The following is a 25,858-nucleotide window of genomic DNA, read 5'->3' on the forward strand; positions in this document are numbered from 1 at the left end:
ATTGCTTAAAACAAAAAACGTGTCCTGATTGTACTTAGATCATCCGACGGAATTGTTTTTGTGGGAAAATTCTTGCATTTGTCGGCGGGATAATTACGATAATAATGGTATGGAAAAAGGCTATGTACACATTTATACGGGCGACGGCAAAGGCAAGACAACGGCGGCGTTCGGTTTGGCGCTGCGGGCGGCGGGGCATGGTTCACGAGTCTTAATCTTCCAATTTCTCAAACCCAGTTCGCTGGACCTTGGCGAACGCGGAGCTCTCAAGAAAGGAATCGAGGGAATTACCGTTCGCGCCATGGATGAGCCGTGGGACATGTTCGAGTCCATGGGAAATGCCCCAGCATTGGAGCGGGTCAAAAAAGCCATTGCCCGGGCGCTGCGGGAAATCGAAACCGCTGCCCATGAAAAATATTATGATGTCATCATTCTGGATGAAATCGTGTTTTGTTTTGCGCGCGGACTGGTGACGATCGATGACATCAAACGTATCATTACAAACCGTGAGAAGGGGGTTGAGATTATCCTTACAGGGCGAGGGGCCACGCCAGAACTTATTGAACTGGCCGATTTGGTGACTGAGATGAAGCCCATCAAGCATCCGTTTGAAAAGGGCGTTTCGGCTCGAAAAGGCATTGAATTCTAAATCCTGTCTGATTTTCAGAATTTTTTCTCAAAATATCGCCTGGCTATGGGTATAATCCGGCGTAACGGTTAAGGAGAATAGCTTGGCTGCCAGTCGTGATGCAGAATATCCTATCGGTGTTATTCCCGCTATGCAGGATAATTTGATTTATCTGCTGCCGGGAACAGACTCCCGCTGCGCAGTGATTGACCCTGGCGAGGCGGAGCCGGTATTGACCTTATTGGAGCAAGCGAAACTGACTTTGACGCATGTTTTGCTGACCCATGGTCATTCCGACCATACCGGCGGCGTGATGCAGCTGAAAAAGAAGACCGGATGCAGCGTGCTGGGAAGCGATTTGCGGCGAACGCCTGGAATTGACCTTGTTGTCCAGGATAATCAGCTTTTTGATATGTGCGGTTTTCGAATTCGTGTGATTGCAACGCCGGGGCATACGTCGTCCAGTGTGTGTTATTATCTGGAGCCTGACGGCGGCGGCAAGGGGGCGGTCTTTACCGGCGATACCCTGTTTATCTGCGGCTGCGGCAGGCTGTTTGAATGCCCTGCCCAGCAGATGTTTGATTCACTCCATCGCCTGGCGGCGTTGCCTGATGACACCCTCCTGTTTCCCGGCCATGATTATACGGTGGATAATATGCGGTTTGCTCTGACGATCGAACCGGATAATATGGCGATTCGTCGGCAATTGGATAGGCTCGATCGCGAGGGTTCACTTGCCGCGATTCCATCCTCGATCGGATTTGAAAAACAGACCAATCCGTTTCTGCGGACCCAGTCGCCGGACATTCGGGGCAGTCTGAAGCTTTTTGATGCTCCGGATGAACAGGTCTTTGCAGAACTGCGTCGGCGAAAAGATCGGTTTTAGGGGTGAGGACATATGATGGACTGCCCGGTCTGCCGAACTATGCTGCGAACAGTCAAATCCAGAGGATTTACTCTGGATGTCTGTCTCAAATGCAAAGGAATCTGGTTCGACGATGGCGAGCTGATTGGATTTGCCAAAGCACTCGAAAACGAGGTGGAGTCTGTCGATAAACTGACATTGTATAAGCCGCGGAAAGCGGTGGGGGGAAAAGACCTGTCCTCAACCCGAATCTGTCCTCGCTGTAATGTGACGATGAAGCAATTCAATTATGCATATGACTCCAATATCTTTCTGGATCGCTGTCTGCAATGCGGCGGGGTTTGGACTGATGCCGGCGAAATCCAGCGGGTTGCGTCTCATCTGAAAAAAGACCCCCGCGTCCAGGCCATAGGCGAATTGCTGGTCAAAAGCAGACCCTTTCAGGACCTGGATGGGCTTTCCGAGGCGCTGAACAGTCCTATGCCGTACTTCTTTCTGGCGCCGCGCATTATCTTGCCGCTGTATGATGATACGCCCCGCCGGCGGATTCCTTTTGTGACGCTGGGCCTGATTGGTCTGTGTACAATCATTTTTTTACTGATGACATTTGAACTTTGTTCAAGCCAGGCCTGCCTGGACCGGTTTGCATTCGTTCCGCTCAAGCTTTTTGGTATCGGCCTGGTTACGTCATTGTTTCTTCACGGCGGCTGGCTGCATCTGATCGGCAATATGTTTTTCATGTGGCTGTTCGCTGACAATGTCGAAGACCGTCTGGGCGGACTGAAGTTTATTATTTTTTATCTGGCCGCCGGAATCTGTGCCAACCTGTTTTATGCTGTGTTTAATTTACATTCATCGATTCCGCTGGTGGGGGCCAGCGGAGCCATTGCCGGGGTAATGGGGGCGTATCTGGTGTATTTCCCTGTGGCACAGATCAAGACCCTGATGTTTTTTCGTATCTTCGATATCCCAGCATGGGTTTACCTGGGATTCTGGATGGTGCTTCAGTGCATCCATGGCGTCCTTGATGTTGCCGGGGGGGCTTCCGGTGTTGCCTGGCTGGCTCATATCGGCGGATTTTTGTTTGGTCTGCTGGTTGCCGGAGCAGATCAAGCGATGGAAGTTCGCCGAACGAAGAACCAATAATCTATATATGGTTTTCTCCGTCCATCGTGGACACACTTTGTTGTGCCTATCGCGGCAATCCCTCCGGCCCAAGACATACCGGCGGTACGCCCTCGACCTGATGGGCCTGAAAAGAAAACAATTGCTTGAAACGGTTTATCAGGCTGTCGGGATTTGCGAATAATCGTTTGCGAGCCGCTTTGAACTGCCCCGGCGTCAGACTGCCCAGATACCGGCACAAATACGCCCACTCGGCAGGATCAATTCCCTCGGCCAGTTCACACCAGACCCCGGTTTCCGACCAGGCTGGTTCAGAAAATAAGAGTCCCTGAGCAGGTTGAATTTCGGTAGTTACCATACGCCAATTCCTTTACTAAATCATTGTTAATAAGATAGTTAAAGAAGGGCTTAGGTTTGACATGTGAAACAGAGGTCGGTTCCACCCTCGGAACATAGGTTAACAGGATAGAAAGCCGCCTGTAAAATGTCAAGAAATAAGTTTGTTTTTTAGGTACAATGGCTACAATAAGGCTAACCATTTTTTGAAAGGGCGTAGTATGAAGACAAAAATACAAGGTCAGGTGATGGTGTTATTGGTGGTTCTGTATTGCGGTACTGTATATGCCCAGGTGTCCCCGTCTGCCGCGAAAACCAAAGATCCCAATTTCTGTCTGGCGGTTCCCGACAAACCTGTCAAACTCCTTGCGGAGGGGTTCAGCTTTACCGAAGGTCCCGCCGCAGACAGCAAGGGCAATGTTTTTTTTACAGATATCCCCAACAATCGAATCCATCAATGGTCGATCGATGGCAAGCTCTCGACATTTATGGAAAATAGCGGCGGTGCCAACGGACTGTTTTTCGACAGCAAGGGCAATATAATTGCCTGTGCCGGCGGCGAGGGGCGGATGGTTTCCATCGACCCCAAGGGCACTGTAACGGTACTGGCCGACCAATACCTGGGCAAGCCATTTAACAGTCCCAACGATCTGTGGATTACCCCCAAAGGCGGCATTTATTTTTCGGATCCCCGCTACGGCCAGCGGGGCAATTTACCGCAAGATGGTGAACATGTCTATTACTTGTCCCCCGACCGGAAAAAGCTCATCCGGGTGATTGATGATATGGTCCGGCCCAACGGCCTGATTGGAACTCCCGACGGCAAGACCCTGTATGTCGCCGACCATGGTGCAAATAAAACCTTTGTGTACAAAATTAATCCCGATGGCACGTTATCCGATAAAAAGCTGTTCGCCCCGCAAGGCTCCGACGGCATGACCATCGATCGCTACGGCAATATCTATCTGACGGGCAGGGCGGTAACCGTCTATGCCCCTGACGGCACCCTGATTCAAACCATCGAAGTGCCCCAGACGCCGTCCAATGTCTGCTTTGGCGGAAAAGACCACCAAACGCTGTTCATCACGGCGCGCACGGCCCTGTATGCCGTCAGCGGCGAAAGCAAATTGTATTCATTTACACTGGATGATATTGACGGTAAACCTGTTGCTCTGTCGCAGTATCGGGGCAAGGTGCTTCTGCTTGTCAATGTCGCCAGCCAGTGCGGCTATACCAAACAGTATGCCGGCCTTCAGACGCTTTACGAAAAGTATAAAGACCAGGGATTGGTTATCCTTGGATTTCCCGCCAATAATTTCGGCGGACAGGAGCCGGGAACCAATGCCCAGATTAAAACCTTCTGCACGACGCAGTATCATGTCAGCTTTCCAATGTTTGCCAAAATATCCGTGGCCGGGCAGGATATTCATCCTCTCTATCAGTATCTGACCAGCCCGCAGGAAAATGGCGAATTTGGCAAGCCTATCGGCTGGAACTTTACCAAATATCTGATTGGCAAAGACGGCAGAACGCTCGCTCGGTATCCCTCTGAGGTCGATCCGTCCAGTCCGGAATTGCTCAAGGCCGTGCAAGAGGCCTTAAAGGACTGATTAACACCGTAAGGCCGGCTAATGTGTGAACCTGGATATCGGTGGGCTGTTTGGCAAATCATTGTTCATGCCCAAGCCGTATCACCCCCGGTCTCATGCGGAGTGTCTGGCCAGAAGTGTTGCTGCCAGGCAACCTGAACAAGCCGAGGTCACAGTGGTTTGGGGGAGCAAAACAGATATTGATCAGAGGCTGGCATGGAATACGCAAGGCTGATTACATTGCTTCTGTGTGTCGTTGCTGGACTGCAGCAATCCGTTCACGCTGCCGGGAATCCACCCATCACATTCCGTTCATTGCTGGAGGAGATGATTAACCGAGACGCACTGGCCCGATTCCCCGAGCCCGCTTATACCTGCAAACAGTTCAGCAGCTATGACCGTCACTCCGATACCCCGAATTCGCCAACCTGGTGGGCCAATATGGACCGCAGCTATTTTCTCCGTACCGAACACACAGCCGGTAGAAAAGAATATGTTCTGATGGATACCGCCGGCCCCGGTGCTGTGGTCCGTTTCTGGGCGACCTGGCATGGCCCTGCCGGAAAGCCGTTTACCAACGGAATCCTGCGGTTTTATCTGGATGGCAGCCCAAAGCCTGCCATCGAAGGCCCGATTCAGAGCGTTCTTGATGGAGGTTTGCTGACAGGGGCTCCGTTGTCGGAGGGGGTATCGCCCCAGACTCCGTATGAGCAGCGCGGCCACAATCTCTATCTGCCGATTCCCTATGCCCAACATTGTAAAATTACGTATCAGACCGATGCCCCTGTCGATGAAGGGGCTCATCAGGGCGAAGCGCTGTATTATCAGATCAATTACCGCACCTACGCCGCGGGTACCTCAGTCCAGTCATTTTCAATGGATCAGCTTGAAACGGCCCGGGCGGTTCTGGCCAAAACCCAGACGCAACTGAGTCAATCTCTCCGGCCTGAAGTGGATAATCGTTCTCATCGTCATGTTCCAATTGATATGCCTGCAGGCGGCAGTTCAACACTTGCCTTGGATTCCACAAGTCCCCAGGCCATCGTTGCGTTCACAGTGAAACTGAAAGCGGAAAATCTGCCGCAGGCCCTGCGTTCCACGGTTTTGGAGATGATAGTGGATGATACCCGGACTGTCTGGTGTCCGGTGGGCGACTTTTTTGGGATTGGCTACCAGGGTAAACCGTATAAAACCTGGTACACCGAAGTCTCCGAAGATGGAACGATGTCCTGTTACTGGCCGATGCCGTATCAGCGATCCGCTTTGATTAAGCTGCATAACCTGGGTGAGCAGATTGTTCGGGATGAAAAACTCCAGGTCCAAACCAAACCGTGGACCTGGGACCATCGCAGCATGTATTTTCATGCCGCCTGGAAACAGTGGAGCAAAATTCAGACCTGCTCCAATACCAAGGCTCAGGACCAGGGGGCCTTTGATCTGAACTGGATCAAGGTGACCGGACAGGGCGTCTATGTCGGCGACAGTCTGGCGATTTTCAATGGGGCTGCTGCATGGTGGGGTGAAGGTGATGAAAAGATTTATGTTGACGGCGAAACATTCCCCTCGCATTTCGGCACAGGCACCGAAGATTATTACGGCTATGCCTGGTGCCGGCCGGAATATTTCCAGTCCGCCTTTCATGCCCAACCCATCGGTGCCGGTAATTTTGAGAGCGGTTTTTCAGTCAATGTGCGTTATCGTGCACTCGATGCAATTCCATTCACCACCTCGCTGCAATTTGATATGGAACTATGGCACTGGGCCAAGACCCGTGTGAATTACGCCCCGACAATGTTCTGGTATGCCCGCCCCGGTGCGACTGCCAATATCCAGCCTATGCCCGAAGAAGCCCGCAGCAAGGTTGCCCTCATTCAGGACGATGTCGTCGAGATTAAACGCGTCAAAGGTGCACTCGAAGGCGAAGCCATGCGGATTCACCAGACAACCGGCGGCAAAACTGAAATTCAATCGGCAGCCCAATTTGACTGGAGCGGCAATAAACAGCTCTGGTGGATAGACGCCAACGAAGGCGATACGCTGACCCTCGATTTTTCCGTGGACAAAGCCGGCCTCTATGCCATGACCGCAGCCCTGACTAAAGCCAACGATTATGGTATGATTGCCATCGCAGTCAATGGCAAATTACTCACCGAAAAAATCGACCTGTATCATCCAACGGTCATCACGGGAGAAATCCCTCTCGGTACCTGTCACCTGGAACAGGGCGTCAATCAGCTTGAGGTCAAAATTGTCGGGGCCAATCCCAAGGCCATCCAGCGCAATATGTTCGGCCTGGACTATATCCTTCTGACGCCTCAAAATTAACCGGTGCAATTCTGCACAAAATCAAGAAGCCAAACCGGTCTTTGGGCCGATTTGGCTTCTTTGGTTTGATACCCAACGGCTATGATTATTCCGCGAGCAAAAGAAGCACGTGATTCAAGCTGCTGTACTTGGCCGCGACGAAACGGGAAGCATCAAACGGAATCCGTATAGGTCTCATTGAATATTCATCCATGGCAAATACGCTGTTACTGTCCGGGTGTGGGAGTTGTCGCCGTCCAGTTGGCCGGATCATCGCCGCAATACGGGGCGCTGTCCGGATTCAGCCGCGTCAGCGAATGGCCAGATCCATCTGCTCCAACCGGCCAGGGGTCATAATCGCTATAGCTGACCTGGTCGATCAGAATCCAGGAGATCGCAGCCGGATTCAGCGGATCATCGGAAGCCTGCGGTTTTTCCAGTGCCAGCCGTTCGCTGCCGTTAGACAGGGCGCCGACCCAGGGCCCAAAGACATCGACTCCCGCAGTCAGGTCGCAATGGTATGCGGCCTCAAATGCGTTTAGTCGAGCCGGTTCAGCGACTGGGTCAAATGGCACAATCACAATCTTCGCCCCCGCCGCCAGCGACATCGCCGCCGGGAATGTAAATGAGATGGCATTATCCAGCCGCCATGCACCAGACCCGTCGGCACTGTAAAGCGGCACTGACGCCGGCGTTGGATTATACAGTTCGATATATTCATCGTTGGTACTGCCTTCGGTCGGGTGATACATGATTTCCGAAATCACCACATCGGAAATCGGGAGGGTATTGGCTGTATTCCTGGAGCCATACATACGGAACCAGTAATGACCGCCGTCCGGATACCGTCCGCGTGAGATGCCGTTTTCCTGTCCTCGGAAACGGAGGCAATCGACCACACGGTCGCTGGCATTGCCCGGCAGATACGACAGGAAAATTCTCTCGCCGGCCTTGTCCAGTCCAAAGCCTTTGGTAATCGGACTGTGGAATCCGCTAATCTCGTCAAAGGTCAGCATTCCTTTGGCGGCAATCGTGACGACAGGCAAAGCCCATTTTTTCAGATTTTCGATATTGTCGCTTAAATACCAGTCGGCATTCAGTCCAATGGGGGATGCCGTGGTATTGTACAGCTCGATCCAGTCATTGCTGTCATAGCCCGGATAGGCAGGGCTGCTGAAATCGGTATGAGCCATGAATTCATTAATCACCACATCGGTGATGGCCGTCGGGTCTTCGGTGCCCGGCGAACCGCCGCGATAGGTGCTTTGTCTCCAGCTTCCGGCATAATCCAGGATGCCTGCCTGCTGGTCTTCCATCGCCCACCAGTCCCGTGGCACCAGCGAATGGCCGGCACCATCGGCGGCCTGCGGCCAGCCGTCACCGTCGTTGTAGGTAAAGGCGACCACCGTGCCATTCCAGGTGTCGGATATCTCGACGGTCTCGCCGTCGTTATTGAGTCGGCCGGAGTAAACCCCAGCTATCTTGCCCGACAATCCCGGATAACGGGATTCAAAGGCTGCCTTGTTCTTGACCACCAGGACATACTCCTTGGGTCCCAGCGAGGTTACTGCACTGCCGGCAAAAGAGAAGGTAATTCCATTGACAATTGATACATTTGACAAATCGATGGTTTGAGTCGGACTGATATTGGTCAGCTCGATAAATTCGTAGTCATCTTTGTCATAGGTGCCATTGGCATCGGGCATCGGATTGTACATCACCTCGCTGATGCGCAGATAATTCAGGATATCGGCGCCGATGGCGGGGCCGGAGACGAACTGGACAGGATTGGACCAGTGACTCCACCGTCCGGTGTTGTCCTTCATTGCACAGCGGACGCGGTAGGTTCGCCCGGGTCTGGCCACATGGCCCGGAATCTGGATTTGCAGATTTGCAGCATTCGTCAGTTCGCCGCTTTCCCAGACAGGATTGATTTCATACTTGCTTCTAGACAAATTCGGAATGTTCACGGTCATGTCCCCGATCGTGGCGGTGACTTTGACGTCAATGGAAAAATCAGAGCTTCCTTTGGTTACCTGTATGGCATGGACGGCAATGACATTGGTTCCATTGACCAGATAATCGTAGGGAGCCTCCAAAGTCACTTCTTCATAACTGGTCGCCTCGTGATCGACGGTGTTTGTCACGCTGTCAAAATATTTGACCCCGTCGCTGCAATAGAGCCGTTTGACTTCCGTGCCGTTAATCCAGATAATGCAGCCGTCATCGACATATACATGCAGCTTCAGACTCTGCACTTTGGACTTGTCTCCAATATCAAAGGTGTTCCGTAAATAGATGGAACTGTAATTGTTTTGCATATCCGCAAGAACCGTGTTGTCATCATTGTCTCCAAAACCAATGCTGGTTTTGCCGCTTAGCCAGTCATCTGTGCTGTAGCCGGGCAGACGCCACTGTTCCATGGGGGAGGATGGTTCCCGGGTTCCCTTGACATACTTCCATGTCGCATTCTGATTGATCAGGATTACCTCATCCATCGGATTTGGATCATAATTCAGGGCGTATTCGGCAATCTGCCATTTCAAGGCCGCAAAGGTGTTGTTACCCTGCGGATCGCTGAAGGCGCTGGTCTGGAACCGCAGGTCGTTGATGGGATAACCGCTGGTTCCAATATAGCTGATCGTCGGTGTGGCCGGAAGCGCGGCACCGTCCCCTTCGGCGTTGGCCAGGTTGTCCAGATTGGCTGCAGTACCCGGCCAGCCCTGGACTCCGCTGGTCCAGGCAAACTGCTTCATAATGGCGATATTGGTCTCCAGCGGACCATTGTCGATGGGGGTCCCCGGAACGGAAGAATCCAGCCGCCAGCGGTCCCGATCGGCGGGCACAAAATCCTTGATGACATTGGCCAGCTCATCGATCATCCCATTGATGATATCCGGCTGCCAGTGCAGGTCCCGAAAATGGCGGATGTAGTTGCGGTATTCCTGTTTGAGCGGTGCTTTTTCCGGCTGAATGGTATATTGCGTCAGTCCGCCCAGATATTCCTGGTCATAAATTGCCGCCTTGCCGTGATCAACACCCTGGTTCCAGTAGGGCCCCCACGTGTCGTCCACATCAAACGGCATAAACCACAGCCTGCCCAGATAATTGTTTTGGGCGGTATATTCCGGCAGGAAATACCATGCCATATTTTTCAGACAATGGATGCATGTCGCCCCGGAGAAGACATCGTAATGCCGTATCGCTTCGGTGATGGTATGGTAGCGGTACCATTCATCGCAATCCATATAGTTGCGGATGAAATCCGCCGTTGCGGTATGCTTGAGATTCCATCGGATATTTTCATAGTCTGAGGCATCACTGACCGCCTCTGGCCCCTGATAGCGTAATTGACGCAGGCCTTCATAAATCTTGTCGGACAGCTTGTACAGGTTGCCCTTGGGCAGACCCTGCCGTTCCAGAAAGGCACCGTCGTAATTTTCAAACGCAAGATAAAGTCCGTGAAAATCCCCTTCGTACTGCCCATTGGTTGTGGCGGGAGCTTCCTGTGCCCCATCCACAACGCGGAAATGGAACCACCACGCCTCGGGCGCCGGAACCCCGACGGAATTAAACAGCATATAATCCATGATTTCATTGACACCATACGGATAATTGCGATAACCGCCGGAAATTTGATTGCCGAACAGCTTGCCGGTATTCAAATGCTGCCATTTGGACGGGAACGGATTGCCGTAAATATCACGAGCCTGGAAATAATGACCGCGGTTGAATCGCATTTTCATCGACCGTTTGCCGGCCAGCCCATAGTTGTATCGTCCATTGCCTCCGCGGAGCCGATAGCCGATATGATCATAAACGACGCCTTCATACACGAAAGCCCCTTCCCAGTTGTATGCCTGCCCGGCATCCTGAACATTGGCCGCCGTCGATCCCTGGTCGATTCGGTCAGCGCTGTCGTAACCGCAGCACATATAGAAATCCGAACTGCGCGTGATGAGGGTATAAACGGGAATGGAGGTCAGGATGTCCGTGCTGTACACATGTCCCGGGCCGTCAGGATGTACTGAATCCTTGCTGGCAACATAAGGTGGAACTCCGTTATACACATAACAGGCGAAATTCAGTGCCCCATCATCGGCATAAGGCACACGAATAGCATGGCTTTGATTATCCTCGGCCTCGATGCGATATCGTACCAGAACCCGGTTTGCCTGGGCCGGAATCACCGCGGTGTAAATTGCATCTTTGGCCGCCGCATCCTGGCCGGTTCCATCATCGACCATCGTTAAGGTGCTCCAGTTGGCCGGATTCTCAAATTCCGGATTGACCGGCTGATCCTGATAGGGATTGCTGACGAGCGATGGAATCGCTATCGGCAGATATGCCGGAATATATGCACCCGGCAATACAAGTTGATATTTTAAGCTGACCCGCTTGACGCCGTCAGGGTCGGTCACCTTGGCTGTAACGACAATTGGTGTCCCTGCCGCCGGCTGTTTCGGTTCATGATTGACCTGCCGAATCTGCGGTGCTGCATTCAGGGCGTACACGCTGTTCTGCAAGCCCGGTGTAGGTGTGCCATAGGCATACTCCGGCCGGGCATTATGATACCCTGAACTCCGCCAGCTTCCGCCCAGGTTATTGTCCAGGTACGGATTAATTAATTCCATGGATGCCCCTTCACCGTTGGCAGCAATCGGCCACGGAAACTCGCCTTTATATTCTACCTCGTCAATTTTGCTGCCTGTGGCGTCACGCAGAACAATACGGTCTCCTTCGTTGCTCAGTTTGCCTTCGAAGGGGCCGTATGCCGTCCGCTTAAACTTTGCCGCAAAGGCTGCCGGCGACTGACAGACGACCACGTACTCCCCCGGCGCCATGACGGGGACACCCTGGAAGGTATAACTGACCGCATCCTCCAGTTTCCAGCCGTTCAGGTCGATCGGTTGTGCCCCGGCATTAAACAGTTCGATAAACTCTACCGGTTCTTTGTTGTTGTCAGGGTGATAATGAATTTCGTTGATAACGACCAGCGGTTTTCGCGAATCCTGCCAGTTCGACGAAACCACCGACAGATCCGCAATGTCAACCCTATTGTTCTGGTCCAGGTCGGGGCAGTCGTAGGCACTGCAATTCACATTCGAAAGCCAGGCCTCGCTGAACAGCAGCATATCATTTAAATCCACGATGCAGTTGCCGTCCAGATCTCCCGGAATGCAGGCGACTGGTTTTTCCAGCGTCGAAAACGACCATACATCGCCCGGGATGACCGTGGACGCAAAAATCTCATCCACTCGCCAGTAATAAACGGTTTTAAAGTCAAGGTTTTCCAGTTCATACGATGTCTGGACGGAATTATTTTCAACCACCGCAAGCGTCGCCGGTGAGCTGCCCAGCAATATCCGATGGCCGATGGCCCCCTGTCCCGCTTCCCATTGCAGCGTTACACGCCCAACCGAAAGCCCCGCTGCTCCATTTGCCGGTTGCGGGGCGTGAGCTTTCAGGTTGGCGGTTTTAAAACTCCAAATGGGGCCTTTGAAGGTATAGCCGGTAATGGTGACTTCCTCGATGCACCAGTAATATGTCTGGTCCATCGCCAGTTCGCCGGCCGGGGTGAAATTCTCATTGCCCGGCGTTTGGGTTCCCTGATAAATTCCTGTCGATGCTGGGGTAGCCTTCAACACTGCAGTCGAATTTGTACCCAGATAAACGCGATGCCCGACAATACTTGGATTGGAATCCGACTGCCAGGTCAGCGTCGGTCTCATAGTGCCGATCGTGGCAAGGTGCGAAGGATTCGGGTTGGACGGCAGGGCGAAATTGATAATGGGATTGTCAGGCCCGGCCTGATAGCTGGCTTGAACCATCTCATCACTAAAGGGGATTGAGTAAATCCGAAATTCGTTATAGCTGCCGTGGAAACCCGTATCGGGCCATTGCGAACGTCCCAGCCAGTTGTTCACATCCGGCAGTTGTGACAGTAAAAACAGAGTTGTTCCCTCTGTAATCCGCTGTCCATTTAAATACATTCTCACCAGTCCGGTCACATCGTTCCAGACCAGCGCCACGTGAACCTGCTGGTTGACAGGCAATATCGTTCCATCGATCACATATTCCACCGGCCCGCCCATCGAAATATCACTGCGGTGTCCGAATCGATAGGTACCTGCTCCCGACCGCGGCGTCAGGAACATATAGGCAGAATTGCTGGAATCGACCGACTGGTTTTCCCCCGCACCGCTGGTGCCAAAATCGAAAATTCGCTGCCAGCTCGACCACGAGGGGCCGTGCCAGGTTACCCAGGCCTCAAAAGTCGCCGCCGTACCCAGCGAAGAAATCATTCCATTGGGCAAATCTATATAATTGATTGCCGTGCTGTTGGAATTGGGCAGATTGGAGTTGCCCATCTCCAACACCCCGCCGGTAAAAGCCGCCGCGGAATTGTTGTTAATCAGGGTCCCGTGGGCTGACCCCACCGAATCATTCACGTTGCCGGAAAAGCTGTACCGATGGACCAGTTGGGCATTTCCCCCCAGGCTCAACACTAAAAAGCAAACCACAAACGATAACAATACGGTTGTCCGCATAATACATCCCCGTTTGAAATAAGAATTCATTATTATCTGCTATTAATACAGGCTGATTTTGCCGCAGATTAGAACACAAATCGGTCTTTTTTTCATAAATTTAGTAATATATCTATGTCTATCGGGCAAATCCCTTGCTCTCTGAAGACGAAAACAGACGTTTTTATTGTCTGAAAGAGGTCTTAATATATTTAAAATAAAGAAGTTAAGACGTTTTCAACAAAACCGCCCTCAGGCCTACGCAAATACTGTGGTGTTGACTATAGTGCATTATAGTATAGTACACACGATATCTGCCTAATTTTAACACCTTTTTCCTGTAAAAGGGTAATCATCTTCAATGATGACTTGGCACAATTGGGAATAGGGCTCTTTTAGAGCAAGTTTATGTGTACAAAAAAGGTCGTAATAGGCCATAAAATAATGTGTACCCAAACAATAAGTGCATTCCAGTCCATTTGCAAAAAGACCTATAAAAACCTTAAAAAACGATAAAAAAATGTGTTGATTCAAGCCGGCTGTTGCCGATATGATGGTACAAGTCTTTTTTTGGAGAAAAAAAGACCTCTGGAGGATGGGATGAGAAGAGTCATAAACGTACTATTTATGACGGAAAAGAACGTGCTCGAAGTCAGGCGAGCAGTGCATAAGGGAGGGGGTGTTGCTCTATGCCTGTATTTTTTATCGGGGCTTTGGGCGGATCAAGTGGACTACGACAGTCGGGTCGTGGGGGATAAGCTTGCCTCTGGAATATCATCGAACCACGCATATACTGCATTGCCTAATAGACTGCAAATACTATTCTGTTATAGTCGCAACTGGTGTTATTTTGTCAGTCAGGGAATATCCGGTGCAAGCGGTTGTCGTATGTTATTAGGCCGGCACTGAATGGCTCAAACAGGATAAGTAGAAATTTCTCTGGTCAGGTAGGGAAATCTCTGTAGATAGCATGGCTGCCGCTGATGCCGGAAGGCTATACCCACGGCGGCAGGATGAGACGCTTTGTTTTGCAATATGCAAACCGAATCATCGCCTCGTAAGAAGAGGATTGCTGTCTGGGGTCGAAGAATGACCGTGATCCAGGATGGATAACCCGCTTGGATGTGCGGAACAGGTATTGGTCGATTATTCTACGGATGCAAACACAGGATGGGGATTGTGTCGGGGCAGAATAATCACGCAGCAACAGCAGAGTTCAGCAAAACAGACAGGGGAGTATGCTTAAAACAGGGTTTGTCTTGCCGTTTGGATGCGACGACAAGGCATGGATAATGTCAGCACCATTAGTATTAAGAGGTTTTTTATGTCTATGCGATTGTTTCTGGCAGGAGTGATGAGCGTTGTGATGTTAATGTCTTCTCTGGCTGGAGCGGCTACCTATGGAGGAGGCAGCGGGACGGTCAGTGACCCCTATCAAATCTGGACGGCCGAACAGATGAATAGTATTGGGGCTAATGCTGGTGACTGGAGCAGGCATTTTATACTGATGGCTGATGTAGATATGTCGGCTTATACGGGGACACAATATCGGATCATTGGGAATGCCGGGACGCCATTTACCGGCAGCTTTGACGGGAATGGCAGGACGCTCCGTAATCTGACTTACAAAACTGGCGGTTATGTGGATTATGTTGGCCTATTTGGCCATGTTTCCGGTGGAACCATTTTGAATCTGGTGGTGACCAATGTACAATTGTCCACCGGCGGGCAATATGTCGGCGGGATTGTCGGAATGAATGGCGGGACCATAACGGGCTGTCAGGCCAGTGGTTCAGTCAGCGGGTATTATTATGTTGGCGGCATTGCAGGGCAGAATTCGGGGGTAATTCATGACTGCGATTCCATGGTTTCGCCGGTGGGGACGGATTATATAGGCGGTCTGGCGGGATATAACAAATACGGTACCATTACGGTGGGTTCTGCAACCGGGTCAATCACCGGCATTCGATGTGTCGGTGGTCTGGCTGGCGGAGCATATTACGGTACCATCAGTGCCTGTTATGCGACAGGGGCGGTGAATGGATACCGCAATGTTGGCGGTCTGGTAGGATATAATCTTAACGGATCGATTGCGAATTGTTATGCCATGGGGGCGACCAAGGGAACGGCTGATTCCTATACACGAGTGGGCGGATTAATTGGAGCCAACGACGGGACGGTCGCAATGTGTTTTGCGGCAGGCACTGTAACGGGTGCAGCTCAGGTGGGCGGTCTGGTCGGGGCCAATCTGTATGGACAGGTCAATGCAAGCTTCTGGGACATGCAGGCCAGCGGCCGGAGTGTCGGCATTGGCGGCGGAACGCTGACGGGAGCGACAGGGTTGAGTACCGCGGCCATGAAGACGGTTACGCCATTTGCTTCAGCCGGCTGGGATTTTTCGACGACCGACGGCGATGCGGCAGACTGGCAGGTCCCCAACAAGTCATATCCTCGGCTGATTTGGGAGCCTTATGGCGGCGGTCGGGGCACGGATAGCGACCCCTATCAAATCTGGACAGCCGAGCAAATGAACAGCATCGGAGCCAATCCCGCGGACTGGGGCAGATTTTTCAAGCTCATGGCAGACATTGATATGTCCATTTATACCGGTACACAATATCGTATTATTGGTAATCCCGTAACACCGTTTAGCGGCGGTTTTGACGGCAATGGTTATGTCATCCGCAATCTGACGTATATCACATCGGGACTTGTCGATAACGTGGGATTGTTCGGATATATCAAAAACGGTGCTGTCAAAAACATCAGCCTGGATAATGTTCAGATTTCTTCCAGCGGACAGTATGTCGGCGGGCTGGTTGGGCAAAATGCCGGTACGCTCTATAATTGTCAGATCAGTGGTTCAGTCAGCGGCTATTATTATGTCGGCGGGGTTGTCGGACAACACTCAGGCCAGTTGACTCTGGGCCGAGCGGATGTGTTGGTCAAGGGAACGGATTATATTGGCGGCCTGGCCGGGTACAACAAATCCGGGACGATTTCGACCTGCTTTGCACTTGGAGCGGTTACCGGAGCACGATGTGTTGGCGGTCTGGCCGGCGGGATGCTTGAAGGCTCCATCGCCTCCAGCTTTGCTGCGGGGGCTGTTACGGGATACCGTAATGTCGGTGGCCTGGTGGGATACAATCTTGAGGGGCTGATTTCGGTTTGTTATGCCTGCGGTCTGACGTGCGGGACAGCAGAAGCCTATACCCGTGTTGGTGGTTTAATTGGCGGTAATGATGGAACCGTGTCGGGCTGTTATGCGACAGGACAGGTCACCGGTGCGGCACAGGCTGGCGGATTGGTCGGGGCCAATGAGTCCGGTTCCATTGCGGCGTGTTTTTGGGATGTTACAACCAGCAGGCAGTCCAGTGGCACAGGTGATGGCTCCCAGGGCAATGTAACCGGTTTGACCACAGCGGAGATGATGAAGATTGCAAATTATGTCGCAGCGGGATGGGATTTCACCGATACCGATGGCGATGCGGCAGACTGGCGGATGGTGAGCAATGATTATCCTCGCCTGTTCTGGCAGCCGTATAATGAGGATAACAGCGGTTATGGTGGAGGCAGCGGCACAACGCAGGATCCATATCTGATCTATACCCCCGAACAGATGAATGCCATTGGGGCCAATTCTGCGGACTGGGGCAAGCATTTCAAACTGATGGCGGATATTGATATGTCGATTTATACGGGCACGCAATATCGCCTTATTGGTACCGCAGACAATGAATTCACTGGCAGCTTTGACGGTGACGGCCATACCATTTATAATCTGTCCTTTACCACCACTGCTGCGGTGAATTATGTTGGTGTGTTTGGATGTCTCCGAAACGCCTCGATTCGGAATCTGGGGCTGAAAAATATTACTCTATCCAGCAAGGGGCAGTATATCGGCGGGCTGGCGGGGTTCTCTTGGGGCGGCTCGATCACGGGGTGTTTTGTGACCGGCTCGGTTCATGGCGAGACTTATGTTGGCGGTCTGGTTGGGTATAATAAAGGCGGAACAATCACCGCCTGCTATGGTACCGATGCGGTTAGCGGGACCGACTATGTTGGTGGTCTGATGGGTGGTCATGAAGGGGTAATGAAGGATTGCTATGCTGTCGGTGCCATCAGCGGTATCAGCGGTGTCGGAGGAATCGCCGGCACGAATCAGGCTGGTTCATTTGCCGGCTGCTTCTGGAATATCCAGACCTGCGGCCGCAGCAATGCAGTGGGGGAAGGGACTGCAACGGGTATCAAGGGCCTCAATACTGAGGCCATGATGGCGCTGTCAACCTTTACTGCGGCCAACTGGGATTTTATTACGACCTGGGGGATCGGCAATGGACAGACCTACCCATATTTGAAGCCGTTGACAGAGGTTAATCCTGCGGATATTGATTACAACGGCATTGTGGACATGGTAGATTTTTCAATCCTGCAGACGAACTGGCTTAAGAAGCGATAAGCTCTGAATCCTGTTCGATAGAAAGGCTTAATCCTCTCCGCGGGCCGACCTGGTTCGACCCGCGGAGTTTTTTTGTGGTCAGGGGTTATGTTTGTCTGCAGCGAGCAGGGGTACCAACCAGTATTTAAGAGCTTAGCGTTCGAATCAATGCTTTTCATAGAAAAGCGAGACAAATAATATCTGGTAACAGGAAATCGTGTCTTAAGATCAAAAATTTGAAATTTTTGCAAAAATAAGATTGACTTTGCGAACAAGTAGGACTAAATTAGTCATATATTAGTAGTGCCTGGAGAATAAAAGTGGACTTGATACGGCGAAATACAGATTATGCATTAAGGCTGGCAGCGAACCTGGCTATGGAATATAATAGTCAGTCAGCATTATCAGCCACAGTTCTTTCAAAGAAGAATAATGTACCCTATCCGCTTACATGTAAATTGCTTCAAAAGTTTCAGCTGGCCGGGATTGTCAAAAGCACCCTCGGGTCCAAAGGCGGTTTTAAATTAGCTCGCGACCCCAAAGAAATCAGCTTTCGGGATCTGATTGAAACCATTCAGGGGCCTATTAGTGTCAATCGATGTCTGCTGGGGCCATATTCGTGCCCGATGAAGGGGCACTGCCCGCTGCATCCAAAACTGGTTGGCCTGCAAAACGAAATTGAACATCATCTGACAACCACAACCCTGGCAGATGTGGCCGGAGCCAAAGCCGCTCAGATGCAATCGATGGGAGAATAATCATAATCATGAGTAAAGAACGCAATTTTGTGCTGGACAGTGTGCTGGGGCAAGCCCAACCGCTTGCCGGACTGATTGAGTATGCAGCCGACTCGGTAGTGAGCAAGACGCTGCTGGATAAGCCCGTTGGGACGATTACCCTGTTTGCCTTTGACCAGGGCCAATCGCTCAGTGAGCATACGGCCCCGTATCATGCGACGGTACAGGTCGTTGACGGCAAGGGTGTGTTTACCATCGGCGGCAAAGAGAATCAAGTCAAGGCCGGCGAGGTCCTGATTATGCCGGCCCATATCCCGCATTCGGTGTATGCGTCGGAGCGATTCAAGATGCTGCTGATTATGATTCGGGCTTAATAAACCACGACGATACGAAAAATAACGACCTTTATCGAAAGGAGAACACACATGTTTTGTTATCAATGTGAACAGACGGCGATGGGCAAGGGATGCACGAAGATGGGTGTTTGCGGCAAAGACCCGGAAACAGCAGACCTGCAGGACTTGCTGGTTTATGCATCCAAAGGCATTGCGTTTTATGCCCATCGTCTGCGGGCCATGGGGGTGGTGGATAAACAAGCGGACTTATTTGTGGTCGAGGCGCTGTTCAGCACAGTGACCAATGTGAACTTCGACCCCGTCCGTCTGGAGGCATTGATCGGCACGGCCGGACAGATTAAGGATCGCCTGCAGGCCGAATATGCCAAAAAAGGCGGGTCGGATAAGCCGACCGATGCAGCCCAATGGAAGGCCCCCAAGACGCGGGCCGAAATGCAGGCTCAGGCTCAGGCGCTCAGTATTGCCAAAAAACTCGATACGCTGGGTGCGGATGTGGCGGGATTACAGGAATTGATTACCTATGGACTCAAGGGTACCGCGGCGTATGCGGACCATGCAAAGGTTCTGGGTAAAGAAGATGATGGTGTCTATGCATTCTTTCATGAGACGCTGGATTTCCTGACCGGTCCCAGGGCGACTGACGTCAATGAACTGGTCGGAATGGCGATGAAGGTTGGCCAAGTCAATCTCAAGGTGATGGAACTGCTGGATGCCGCCAATACCGGGACCTACGGACACCCCGAGCCGACGACGGTACGAGTGACTCCGGTCAAGGGCAAGGCAATTCTGGTATCCGGACACGACCTGAAGGACCTGGAACTACTGCTCAAGCAGACTGAAGGCCGCGGCATCAATGTGTACACCCATGGTGAAATGCTGCCGTGCTGTGCCTATCCGGGACTGAAAAAATACAAGCATTTAGTCGGCAACTACGGTGGTGCCTGGCAGGATCAGCACAAGGAATTTGATGCATTCCCCGGTGCGATTCTGATGACGACCAACTGTATCCAGCGGCCCAAAGACAGCTACAAGCACCGGATTTTCACGACTGGCCTGGTGGCATGGCCGGGTGTAACGCATGTCGGTGATAAGAATTTCGAACCGGTTATCCAGGCCGCTCTGGCGGAAAAAGGCTTTGTTGCCGATGAGCCGGAAAAGACAATTACTATTGGTTTCGGTCATAACACCGTGATGAGTGTGGCCGGGGCGGTGATTGATGCAGTCAAGGCCGGCAAGATCAGACATTTCTTCCTGATTGGCGGCTGCGACGGAGCCAAGCCCGGACGGAATTACTATACCGACTTTGCACAGGCGGTGCCCAATGACTGTGTGATTCTGACGCTGGCCTGCGGCAAGTATCGCTTCAATAAGCTGCCGTTTGGTGATATCGGCGGCATTCCGCGTCTGCTGGATATAGGTCAGTGTAATGATGCGTATTCGGCAATCCAGATTGCCGTGGCTTTGGCCAAGGCATTCAACTGCAGCGTCAATGACCTGCCGCTGTCGCTGGTGCTCAGCTGGTACGAACAAAAGGCCGTGTGTATTCTGCTGACCCTGCTGTACCTGGGCATCCAGAATATCAAGGTCGGGCCGTCGCTGCCGGCGTTCATCGGGCCCAACGTGCTCAATGTGCTGGTCGAGAAATTCAACATTGCCCCGACGACCACAGTCGAACAGGATCTCAAGTCAATTCTGAACAAAGCAGGATAATTGTAATCAGATTCTATCCGGAGTCGGGAGTCAGATTCTGTCATTTCCGACTCCGGATTATGATATGGATTAATGAGTGAACCATGGCAATACGAAACATCGTTAAAATCGACGAAAATAAGTGCAACGGCTGCGGCCTGTGCGTCAATGCCTGTGCCGAAGGTGCCATCCAGATGGTCAACGGCAAGGCCAAACTGGTCAGTGAAGTCTATTGCGACGGATTGGGAGCGTGTCTGGGACATTGCCCGCAGAATGCGATCACGATTGAACAGCGTGAAGCGGCCGAATTTGATGAAAAGGCAACCCACGCTTATCTGGAGCAGATAAAAACCAAAGTCAAACCCGCCGCACCGTCGGCCCCCAAGGCTGCCAAGGGTGAATTTGTCTGTCCGGGAATGCGGATGCAGAGTTTCGAAAAGAAGGTGTCCGAAACCAAGCCCGTAGCCGGGACCGCTTCGGCTCCGGCCGAGTCGCAGCTTGCCCAGTGGCCGGTGCAGTTAAAGCTGGTTTCGCCGATGGCGCCCTATTTTATGGAGTCGGATTTGCTGCTTGCGGCCGACTGTGTACCGTTTGCGATGGGCGATTTTCACCAGACCCTGCTCAAAGACCATAGTATTGCCATTTTCTGTCCGAAACTGGATGACTGCGGGGCCTACGTGGACAAACTGGCCCAGCTTATCCGCCATAACCACCTCCGCAGCCTGACAGTGGTGCACATGGAGGTCCCGTGCTGTTCAGGAGTGGGGCGGATTGCTCAGGCGGCGATTGCCCTGGCAGGGGTCCCAATGGAGTATGAAGATATTACCATCAGCCTGCAGGGCGAGATTCTCCGGCGGGAAAAAATTCAGTGCAGATAAGTATTAACGGCTTTTATACGGGAATAGACTTCATTTGAATCATGGTTTCAAAACGTCCTGTCTACGAAGGCAGGACGTTTTTTGTGTTCTGCTCAGATTTTTCTGTAAAATAATGTCAAGAAATCCTGACTGACGGCGTCATAAATAAAGGAGCGTGGATTTTTTACAAAAACGGACAATAATTTGTGATAACAAGGTGGGATTATGCAGAACACATTGCTTTTGGTATGGATATTGGGAGCTTTGATGCTGTCCGGCTGGAGCAGGGCGGAGGAGGCAACTTATACCAACCCTGTGATTTCCGAAATGGGGCTGGCCGACCCGACGGTGATATGGTACGAAGGGGTGTACTATATGTACCCGACGGGCAACAATGTCAGCTATCATGTGTATACCTCGACGGACCTGGTACACTGGACCAAAGGCCCGGAGGTCTTTCGTCCTGGCGGGAAAAATGTCTGGGCGCCCGATGTGTTTTATAACAAAGCCGACAAGAAATTTTACATGTATTATACCGCGGCGTTTCGCATTGGTGTAGCGGTAGCGGACAAGCCCGACGGCAAGTTTGAAGACCGCGGCATCATTCTGCCCGGCGTAATCGATGCTCACCTGTTTCAGGATGACGACGGCGAGTACTACCTGTACTGCACCGATGTTGGTCAGCTGTTTGTGCAGCCGATGGAATCGCCGCTCAAGCCCAAAGGCGAAAAGAAGCTCCTGATGGTTCCCAGCCAGCCCTGGGAATGGCGTTCCGGCAGGGTCAACGAAGGCCCCTGGATGATTAAGCACAAAAAGACCTATTACCTGTTGTATTCCGGCAGCGGGGCGGATTCCCGGTTTTATGGCGTCGGCTATGCCACCGCAGATAATCCCATGGGGCCGTTTACCAAATATCCCGGCAATCCCATCATCGATGGCAGTGAAAACGTTTATGGGCCGGGACATGGAACCGTTACCAAAGATGCCCAGGGCAATCTCTGGCATGTCTATCATCAGAAAAAAGGCCCGGATATCGCATGGGACCGGTTTATCTGTATTGACCCGATGTGGTTTGACCCCAATGATGTGCTGCATGGACAGGCCACCCGAGGTACCCCCCAGCCGGCACCCAAATGCACATCAGATGAAAAGAACGATCAGCAGAAATAGTCGTAAGTAACAGCCCGGGCGTTACAGCAAAAAGGGTTACTGCGGTATCACCTGGGTTTTCATGATGGCCAACGCTTTGGCCAGATTCTGTTGAAGCCCTTCTCCCCAGCCGCCCTCGATGGAGACTCCGCCGGCATAGTGGATTTGCCGCAGGGCCTTAAAATACGGCGTGAAATCGTCCCCGGCGATTCCCGGCGCCGTGCGTTTTTCCTTTTCGGCAATATGACAATGCTGCAGCATGGCTCCGGCAGCCACGATTGCTTCCGGCCCTTCATTTTCCTGGGCCATGTGATAAAAATCTGCCAGCACCTTGATATTGGGATGGTTTACCTCCCTGGCAATCGCCGTTGCCTCGGCTACGGTATTGACAAAATTGCATTCCCCCGACCGGAGCGGTTCGATGACGACAACCACATCATACCTGGCCGCAATGGGCCCCAGCCGTTTAAGCAGGTCCACAAATTGTCCGCGAGCCTGCTGACGGTCAAACCCGTCGGGAATCTGGCGGGCCTTGCCGCTGCCGAAGACAATCCGCTTGACGCCGGCTTCCTGAGCCCGGCGGAAAACCGTTTCGGAATAGTTCACAATCGCATCGTGTTGAGCCTCCGGTCCTGTCACTGGCATCTCCGCCGGAATAAAACCATTGCAGGCATAAATCGGAATGCCTGCGTCTCTGGCCTGAGCCACCTTCCGGGCAAATTGCTCATCGGTAACCTTGGGAGCCAGCAGGGACTGAACCCCTTCTTCAAGGTAATCATAGCCGTTCTCTTTGAGCAGTGTGCTGTTGCCCGAGCCTGTACAAATGCCAAAGCGAATCCCCGATTTAACGTCTGCCGCTGCGGGCTTGCTGTCCTGCGGAGTGCCCGTTTTAGCCATGCTCAAGGCAGTGGTGGTTGTGTAATACTTGGCAATCATATTAGGCGTTTCCCAATCGGGCAGCTTGCCCTCGCCCAGGTATTTAAGATATTTTTCCGTGACCTGAGCGAAATGCGCTTCGTGGCCGACCCGGTAGGATTCAGGGATGGCGATTTTGAAGCGGTTGTTGTCACGGATGGCCATAATGCCCGGATATTTCGACTGCAGCTTGATGATGGTGTTGAACAGGGCGCTGTGAAGCTGTTCAGGCGTGATGCCTTCAGCCGGCTCAACATACAGTTCGGGTTTGTATTTCTGATCGGCCCCCTGCAGGATAATAACGTTGGCTTTGGTACCTTTCATAATCGAATAATGGGTGTCTCCGCCGCCGGCCGGGGCTTCAAATGCCCAGGTGACTGCGACCTTGGTATGAATGCCCCGCAGCGTATAGTTAATTTGACCGTTGGCAAAGCATTCCAGTTGACCCGCCGCATTCAGTTGCGGTTTCAGATAATCCGGGAAATCCGACATCTGAGTTACACTGGCAAACTGCTCTTTGCTGATCCGTGTTGGCCATCGCCATGCTGACAGGATCTGAATATCCCGGGTATAATCAATGGCCTGTTCGGGGAAGGCCTCCCACATTGACAAATCCACCAGATGGGTGGTTACATCGACAATGCCCTCACCCTGCTGGGTCGTGTCAAAAAACCACGCCGGGCGTTTCAGCGGGCTGCCCGAGACCATCTTTGAGAAATGATGCACGCTTTCCTTGACAATGGAAGGATCCTGCTCGGTGCCGGGTTTAAGCTGCCCGAAGACCTCCGGCGTATGGGCCAGCTCTTTCTGCAGGATGGTGGTGATTTCATACCGTTCGGTCATGATGTCGTACAACAGCACATGGTTGGCTTGGGCCGATTCAAACGCCTTTTTCAGCAGTTCAAAGCCTTTGCTGTCGATACACATCGGCTTATCGGCCAGCACATTCAGCCTGGCGTCCACACAGTGTTTGATGTATTCGGTCTTGAGCTTGTTATTGCCTGCCAGTACCACCACGTTGCCTTTCTTTTCTTCCAGCAGCTTGGCCTGATAATCTGCGCCCCTATAAACGTGTTGTTTCCATGCAGTGGGGGATTCTGTCCGGCTGTTGTAACCACGGATACGTTTGAGATGCTCCTCGAGGTCGTCGCCGGCCGGAGCATACACATACACGTTCGGATTGACCTGCGGATACATCGACTTCTGGACCAGCGCCGCATGAAAATGTCCCGGGTCCATCGTCATCAGGGTAACCGAATAGGATGCTCCGTTTGCCGACGCCTTTTGACATGAACTGCATATCATTGCCACACATCCTGTCAGAATCATAAACGCTGTTTTCTTCATCTGGTTTCTCCACAGTAATTGGGTCAAACTAATTTTCTTGTCGCCAGAGATTATATCGATTTGCGATTATTCCTGCAATGTCCGGATGACGCCGCGCAGATACCCGACCGACTCAGCCAGCCCGGCCTGCGGAGCATCCTGATCTTTTTCATACTCAAACGCGGCAAGTTTATCATAGCCGATTTTGTCCAGTGCCCGAACCACCGCGGGAATATCAATCACCCCACGTCCCATTTCGACCGTACCGCCCCTGGCCTCGGCGGCACTGACATCCTTAAAGTGAAAATCCAGCAGCCGGTCAGCAACTTTGGCGATTTCCTCGGCAGGGTTGATGCCCGAACGCATCGTATGTCCCAGGTCGATGCACAGCCCCAGCCGCTTGTCGCGATTTTTGATCAATTCATAGGCTCCCGCCGCCGTCGGGTACAGCTTATCGCCGGGACCATGATTATGAATCGCTACCACCAGATCGTATTCCTTGCAGCAGGCTTCGGTTAAATCCAGCAATTCATGATTGGGCACGCCGACAATAACACGAATACCGACGGTCTTGGCAAATTCAAACGCCCGTTTGACTTCATCGGCGGTCTTCATATAAATTACGCCGCACGCGTAAAAATCCAGCCCCGAATCCCGCACCTTTTGAGCCAGAGCCTTTTGTTCTTCGGGGGTTTTATTCATCGGCAGATGAAAATCCTGCTTGATGGAAATGCACTCCAGCTTCAGTTGTTTTGCGATGGCAATGGTCTGGTCCAGGTCCAGTTTGCGTGTGGTATAGGATGCCAACCCGATTTTATAGGCGGGCTGGCGGATTTTCGCGGTACCGGCCAGATCTGGATTGGTTTGGGCACGACTCTGGCCGCTTGCAACCGCAATAGTCCCCAGACCGGCCAGCTTTAAGACATCACGCCGGGATGTGAATGATCGCATTTGGGTAACCTCCAAAATCTGATTTTTCTTTTAGGATGCCGTTCATCAAAAGACAGTTCTCCT

General features: G+C 52.1%; 15 protein-coding genes. 11 read left to right on the forward strand and 4 right to left on the reverse strand.

Annotation, left to right across the window (positions count from 1 at the left end):
• Positions 1-58: 58 nt before the first annotated feature.
• The 3 genes from ACQ9LF_RS07375 to ACQ9LF_RS07385 all read left to right on the forward strand — a co-directional run bounded on the left by ACQ9LF_RS07375 (position 59) and on the right by ACQ9LF_RS07385 (position 2,639).
• Positions 59-649 carry a cob(I)yrinic acid a,c-diamide adenosyltransferase gene (locus ACQ9LF_RS07375; protein ID WP_462488742.1) on the forward strand — a complete coding sequence of 197 codons (591 nt, stop codon included), beginning with the start codon at positions 59-61 and terminating at the stop codon, positions 647-649.
• An 82-nt stretch (positions 650-731) separates the two neighbouring features.
• Positions 732-1,514, forward strand: coding sequence for a hydroxyacylglutathione hydrolase (gene gloB, locus ACQ9LF_RS07380; protein WP_462488743.1), 783 nt, complete (start codon positions 732-734; stop codon positions 1,512-1,514).
• A gap of 12 nt (positions 1,515-1,526) precedes the next feature.
• Positions 1,527-2,639: a rhomboid family intramembrane serine protease gene (locus ACQ9LF_RS07385; protein WP_462488744.1), complete on the forward strand. Its 1,113-nt coding sequence runs from the start codon at positions 1,527-1,529 to the stop codon at positions 2,637-2,639.
• 46 nt (positions 2,640-2,685) lie between these two features.
• On the opposite strand, the gene ACQ9LF_RS07390 is transcribed toward ACQ9LF_RS07385, so the two are convergent.
• A complete protein-coding gene (locus ACQ9LF_RS07390) occupies positions 2,686-2,976 on the reverse strand; it encodes a hypothetical protein (protein WP_462488745.1) in 291 nt (96 codons plus the stop codon).
• Between the two features lie 199 nt (positions 2,977-3,175).
• Here ACQ9LF_RS07390 and ACQ9LF_RS07395 point away from each other — a divergent pair, with 199 nt between their 5' ends.
• The gene (locus ACQ9LF_RS07395; RefSeq protein ID WP_462488746.1) at positions 3,176-4,564 is read left to right on the forward strand and encodes an SMP-30/gluconolactonase/LRE family protein; all 1,389 of its coding nucleotides are present in this window, start codon (positions 3,176-3,178) and stop codon (positions 4,562-4,564) included.
• Between the two features lie 195 nt (positions 4,565-4,759).
• A complete protein-coding gene (locus ACQ9LF_RS07400; RefSeq protein ID WP_462488747.1) occupies positions 4,760-6,868 on the forward strand; it encodes a glycoside hydrolase family 172 protein in 2,109 nt (702 codons plus the stop codon).
• A gap of 206 nt (positions 6,869-7,074) precedes the next feature.
• Here the strand turns inward: ACQ9LF_RS07400 and ACQ9LF_RS07405 are convergent, their stop codons facing one another.
• On the reverse strand, positions 7,075-13,398 hold the full coding sequence (locus ACQ9LF_RS07405) for a lamin tail domain-containing protein (protein ID WP_462488748.1): 6,324 nt from the start codon (positions 13,396-13,398) through the stop codon (positions 7,075-7,077).
• A gap of 1,303 nt (positions 13,399-14,701) precedes the next feature.
• On the opposite strand from ACQ9LF_RS07405, the gene ACQ9LF_RS07410 reads away from it, so the two are divergent.
• The 6 genes from ACQ9LF_RS07410 (at position 14,702) to ACQ9LF_RS07435 (ending at position 22,624) form a co-directional block, all read left to right on the forward strand.
• Positions 14,702-17,836 carry a GLUG motif-containing protein gene (locus ACQ9LF_RS07410; RefSeq protein WP_462488749.1) on the forward strand — a complete coding sequence of 1,045 codons (3,135 nt, stop codon included), beginning with the start codon at positions 14,702-14,704 and terminating at the stop codon, positions 17,834-17,836.
• A gap of 299 nt (positions 17,837-18,135) precedes the next feature.
• On the forward strand, positions 18,136-18,573 hold the full coding sequence (locus ACQ9LF_RS07415; protein ID WP_462488750.1) for an RrF2 family transcriptional regulator: 438 nt from the start codon (positions 18,136-18,138) through the stop codon (positions 18,571-18,573).
• Positions 18,574-18,581: 8 nt separating this feature from the next.
• Entirely contained in the window at positions 18,582-18,926 is a 345-nt protein-coding gene (locus ACQ9LF_RS07420; protein WP_462488751.1) for a cupin domain-containing protein, read from the forward strand.
• Between the two features lie 51 nt (positions 18,927-18,977).
• Positions 18,978-20,618, forward strand: a complete 1,641-nt coding sequence (gene hcp / locus ACQ9LF_RS07425) for a hydroxylamine reductase (RefSeq protein WP_462488752.1) — start codon at positions 18,978-18,980, stop codon at positions 20,616-20,618.
• An 83-nt stretch (positions 20,619-20,701) separates the two neighbouring features.
• A complete protein-coding gene (locus ACQ9LF_RS07430) occupies positions 20,702-21,475 on the forward strand; it encodes an ATP-binding protein (RefSeq protein ID WP_462488753.1) in 774 nt (257 codons plus the stop codon).
• Between the two features lie 204 nt (positions 21,476-21,679).
• Positions 21,680-22,624 (forward strand): glycoside hydrolase family 43 protein, encoded by a 945-nt coding sequence (locus tag ACQ9LF_RS07435; RefSeq protein ID WP_462488754.1) that lies wholly within the window; start codon positions 21,680-21,682, stop codon positions 22,622-22,624.
• A 36-nt stretch (positions 22,625-22,660) separates the two neighbouring features.
• Here the strand turns inward: ACQ9LF_RS07435 and ACQ9LF_RS07440 are convergent, their stop codons facing one another.
• Both ACQ9LF_RS07440 and ACQ9LF_RS07445 read right to left on the reverse strand, forming a co-directional pair.
• Positions 22,661-24,865 carry a putative oxidoreductase C-terminal domain-containing protein gene (locus tag ACQ9LF_RS07440; protein WP_462488755.1) on the reverse strand — a complete coding sequence of 735 codons (2,205 nt, stop codon included), beginning with the start codon at positions 24,863-24,865 and terminating at the stop codon, positions 22,661-22,663.
• A 66-nt stretch (positions 24,866-24,931) separates the two neighbouring features.
• Positions 24,932-25,795 carry a sugar phosphate isomerase/epimerase family protein gene (locus tag ACQ9LF_RS07445; protein WP_462488756.1) on the reverse strand — a complete coding sequence of 288 codons (864 nt, stop codon included), beginning with the start codon at positions 25,793-25,795 and terminating at the stop codon, positions 24,932-24,934.
• Positions 25,796-25,858 lie beyond the last annotated feature (63 nt).

This window comes from Anaeroglomus insulsum (genome assembly GCF_050689095.1).
Taxonomy (GTDB): Bacteria; Planctomycetota; Phycisphaerae; order Sedimentisphaerales; family Anaerohalosphaeraceae; genus Anaeroglomus; species Anaeroglomus insulsum.

Coding starts and splice junctions, on each gene's coding strand:
- ACQ9LF_RS07385 (WP_462488744.1), top strand. CDS start 1,527: ATGATGGACTGCCCGGTCTGCCGAACTATGCTGCGAACAGTCAAATCC.
- ACQ9LF_RS07390 (WP_462488745.1), bottom strand. CDS start 2,976: ATGGTAACTACCGAAATTCAACCTGCTCAGGGACTCTTATTTTCTGAA.
- ACQ9LF_RS07395 (WP_462488746.1), top strand. CDS start 3,176: ATGAAGACAAAAATACAAGGTCAGGTGATGGTGTTATTGGTGGTTCTG.
- ACQ9LF_RS07400 (WP_462488747.1), top strand. CDS start 4,760: ATGGAATACGCAAGGCTGATTACATTGCTTCTGTGTGTCGTTGCTGGA.
- ACQ9LF_RS07405 (WP_462488748.1), bottom strand. CDS start 13,398: ATGCGGACAACCGTATTGTTATCGTTTGTGGTTTGCTTTTTAGTGTTG.
- ACQ9LF_RS07410 (WP_462488749.1), top strand. CDS start 14,702: ATGTCTATGCGATTGTTTCTGGCAGGAGTGATGAGCGTTGTGATGTTA.
- ACQ9LF_RS07420 (WP_462488751.1), top strand. CDS start 18,582: ATGAGTAAAGAACGCAATTTTGTGCTGGACAGTGTGCTGGGGCAAGCC.
- hcp (WP_462488752.1), top strand. CDS start 18,978: ATGTTTTGTTATCAATGTGAACAGACGGCGATGGGCAAGGGATGCACG.
- ACQ9LF_RS07430 (WP_462488753.1), top strand. CDS start 20,702: ATGGCAATACGAAACATCGTTAAAATCGACGAAAATAAGTGCAACGGC.
- ACQ9LF_RS07435 (WP_462488754.1), top strand. CDS start 21,680: ATGCAGAACACATTGCTTTTGGTATGGATATTGGGAGCTTTGATGCTG.
- ACQ9LF_RS07440 (WP_462488755.1), bottom strand. CDS start 24,865: ATGAAGAAAACAGCGTTTATGATTCTGACAGGATGTGTGGCAATGATA.
- ACQ9LF_RS07445 (WP_462488756.1), bottom strand. CDS start 25,795: ATGCGATCATTCACATCCCGGCGTGATGTCTTAAAGCTGGCCGGTCTG.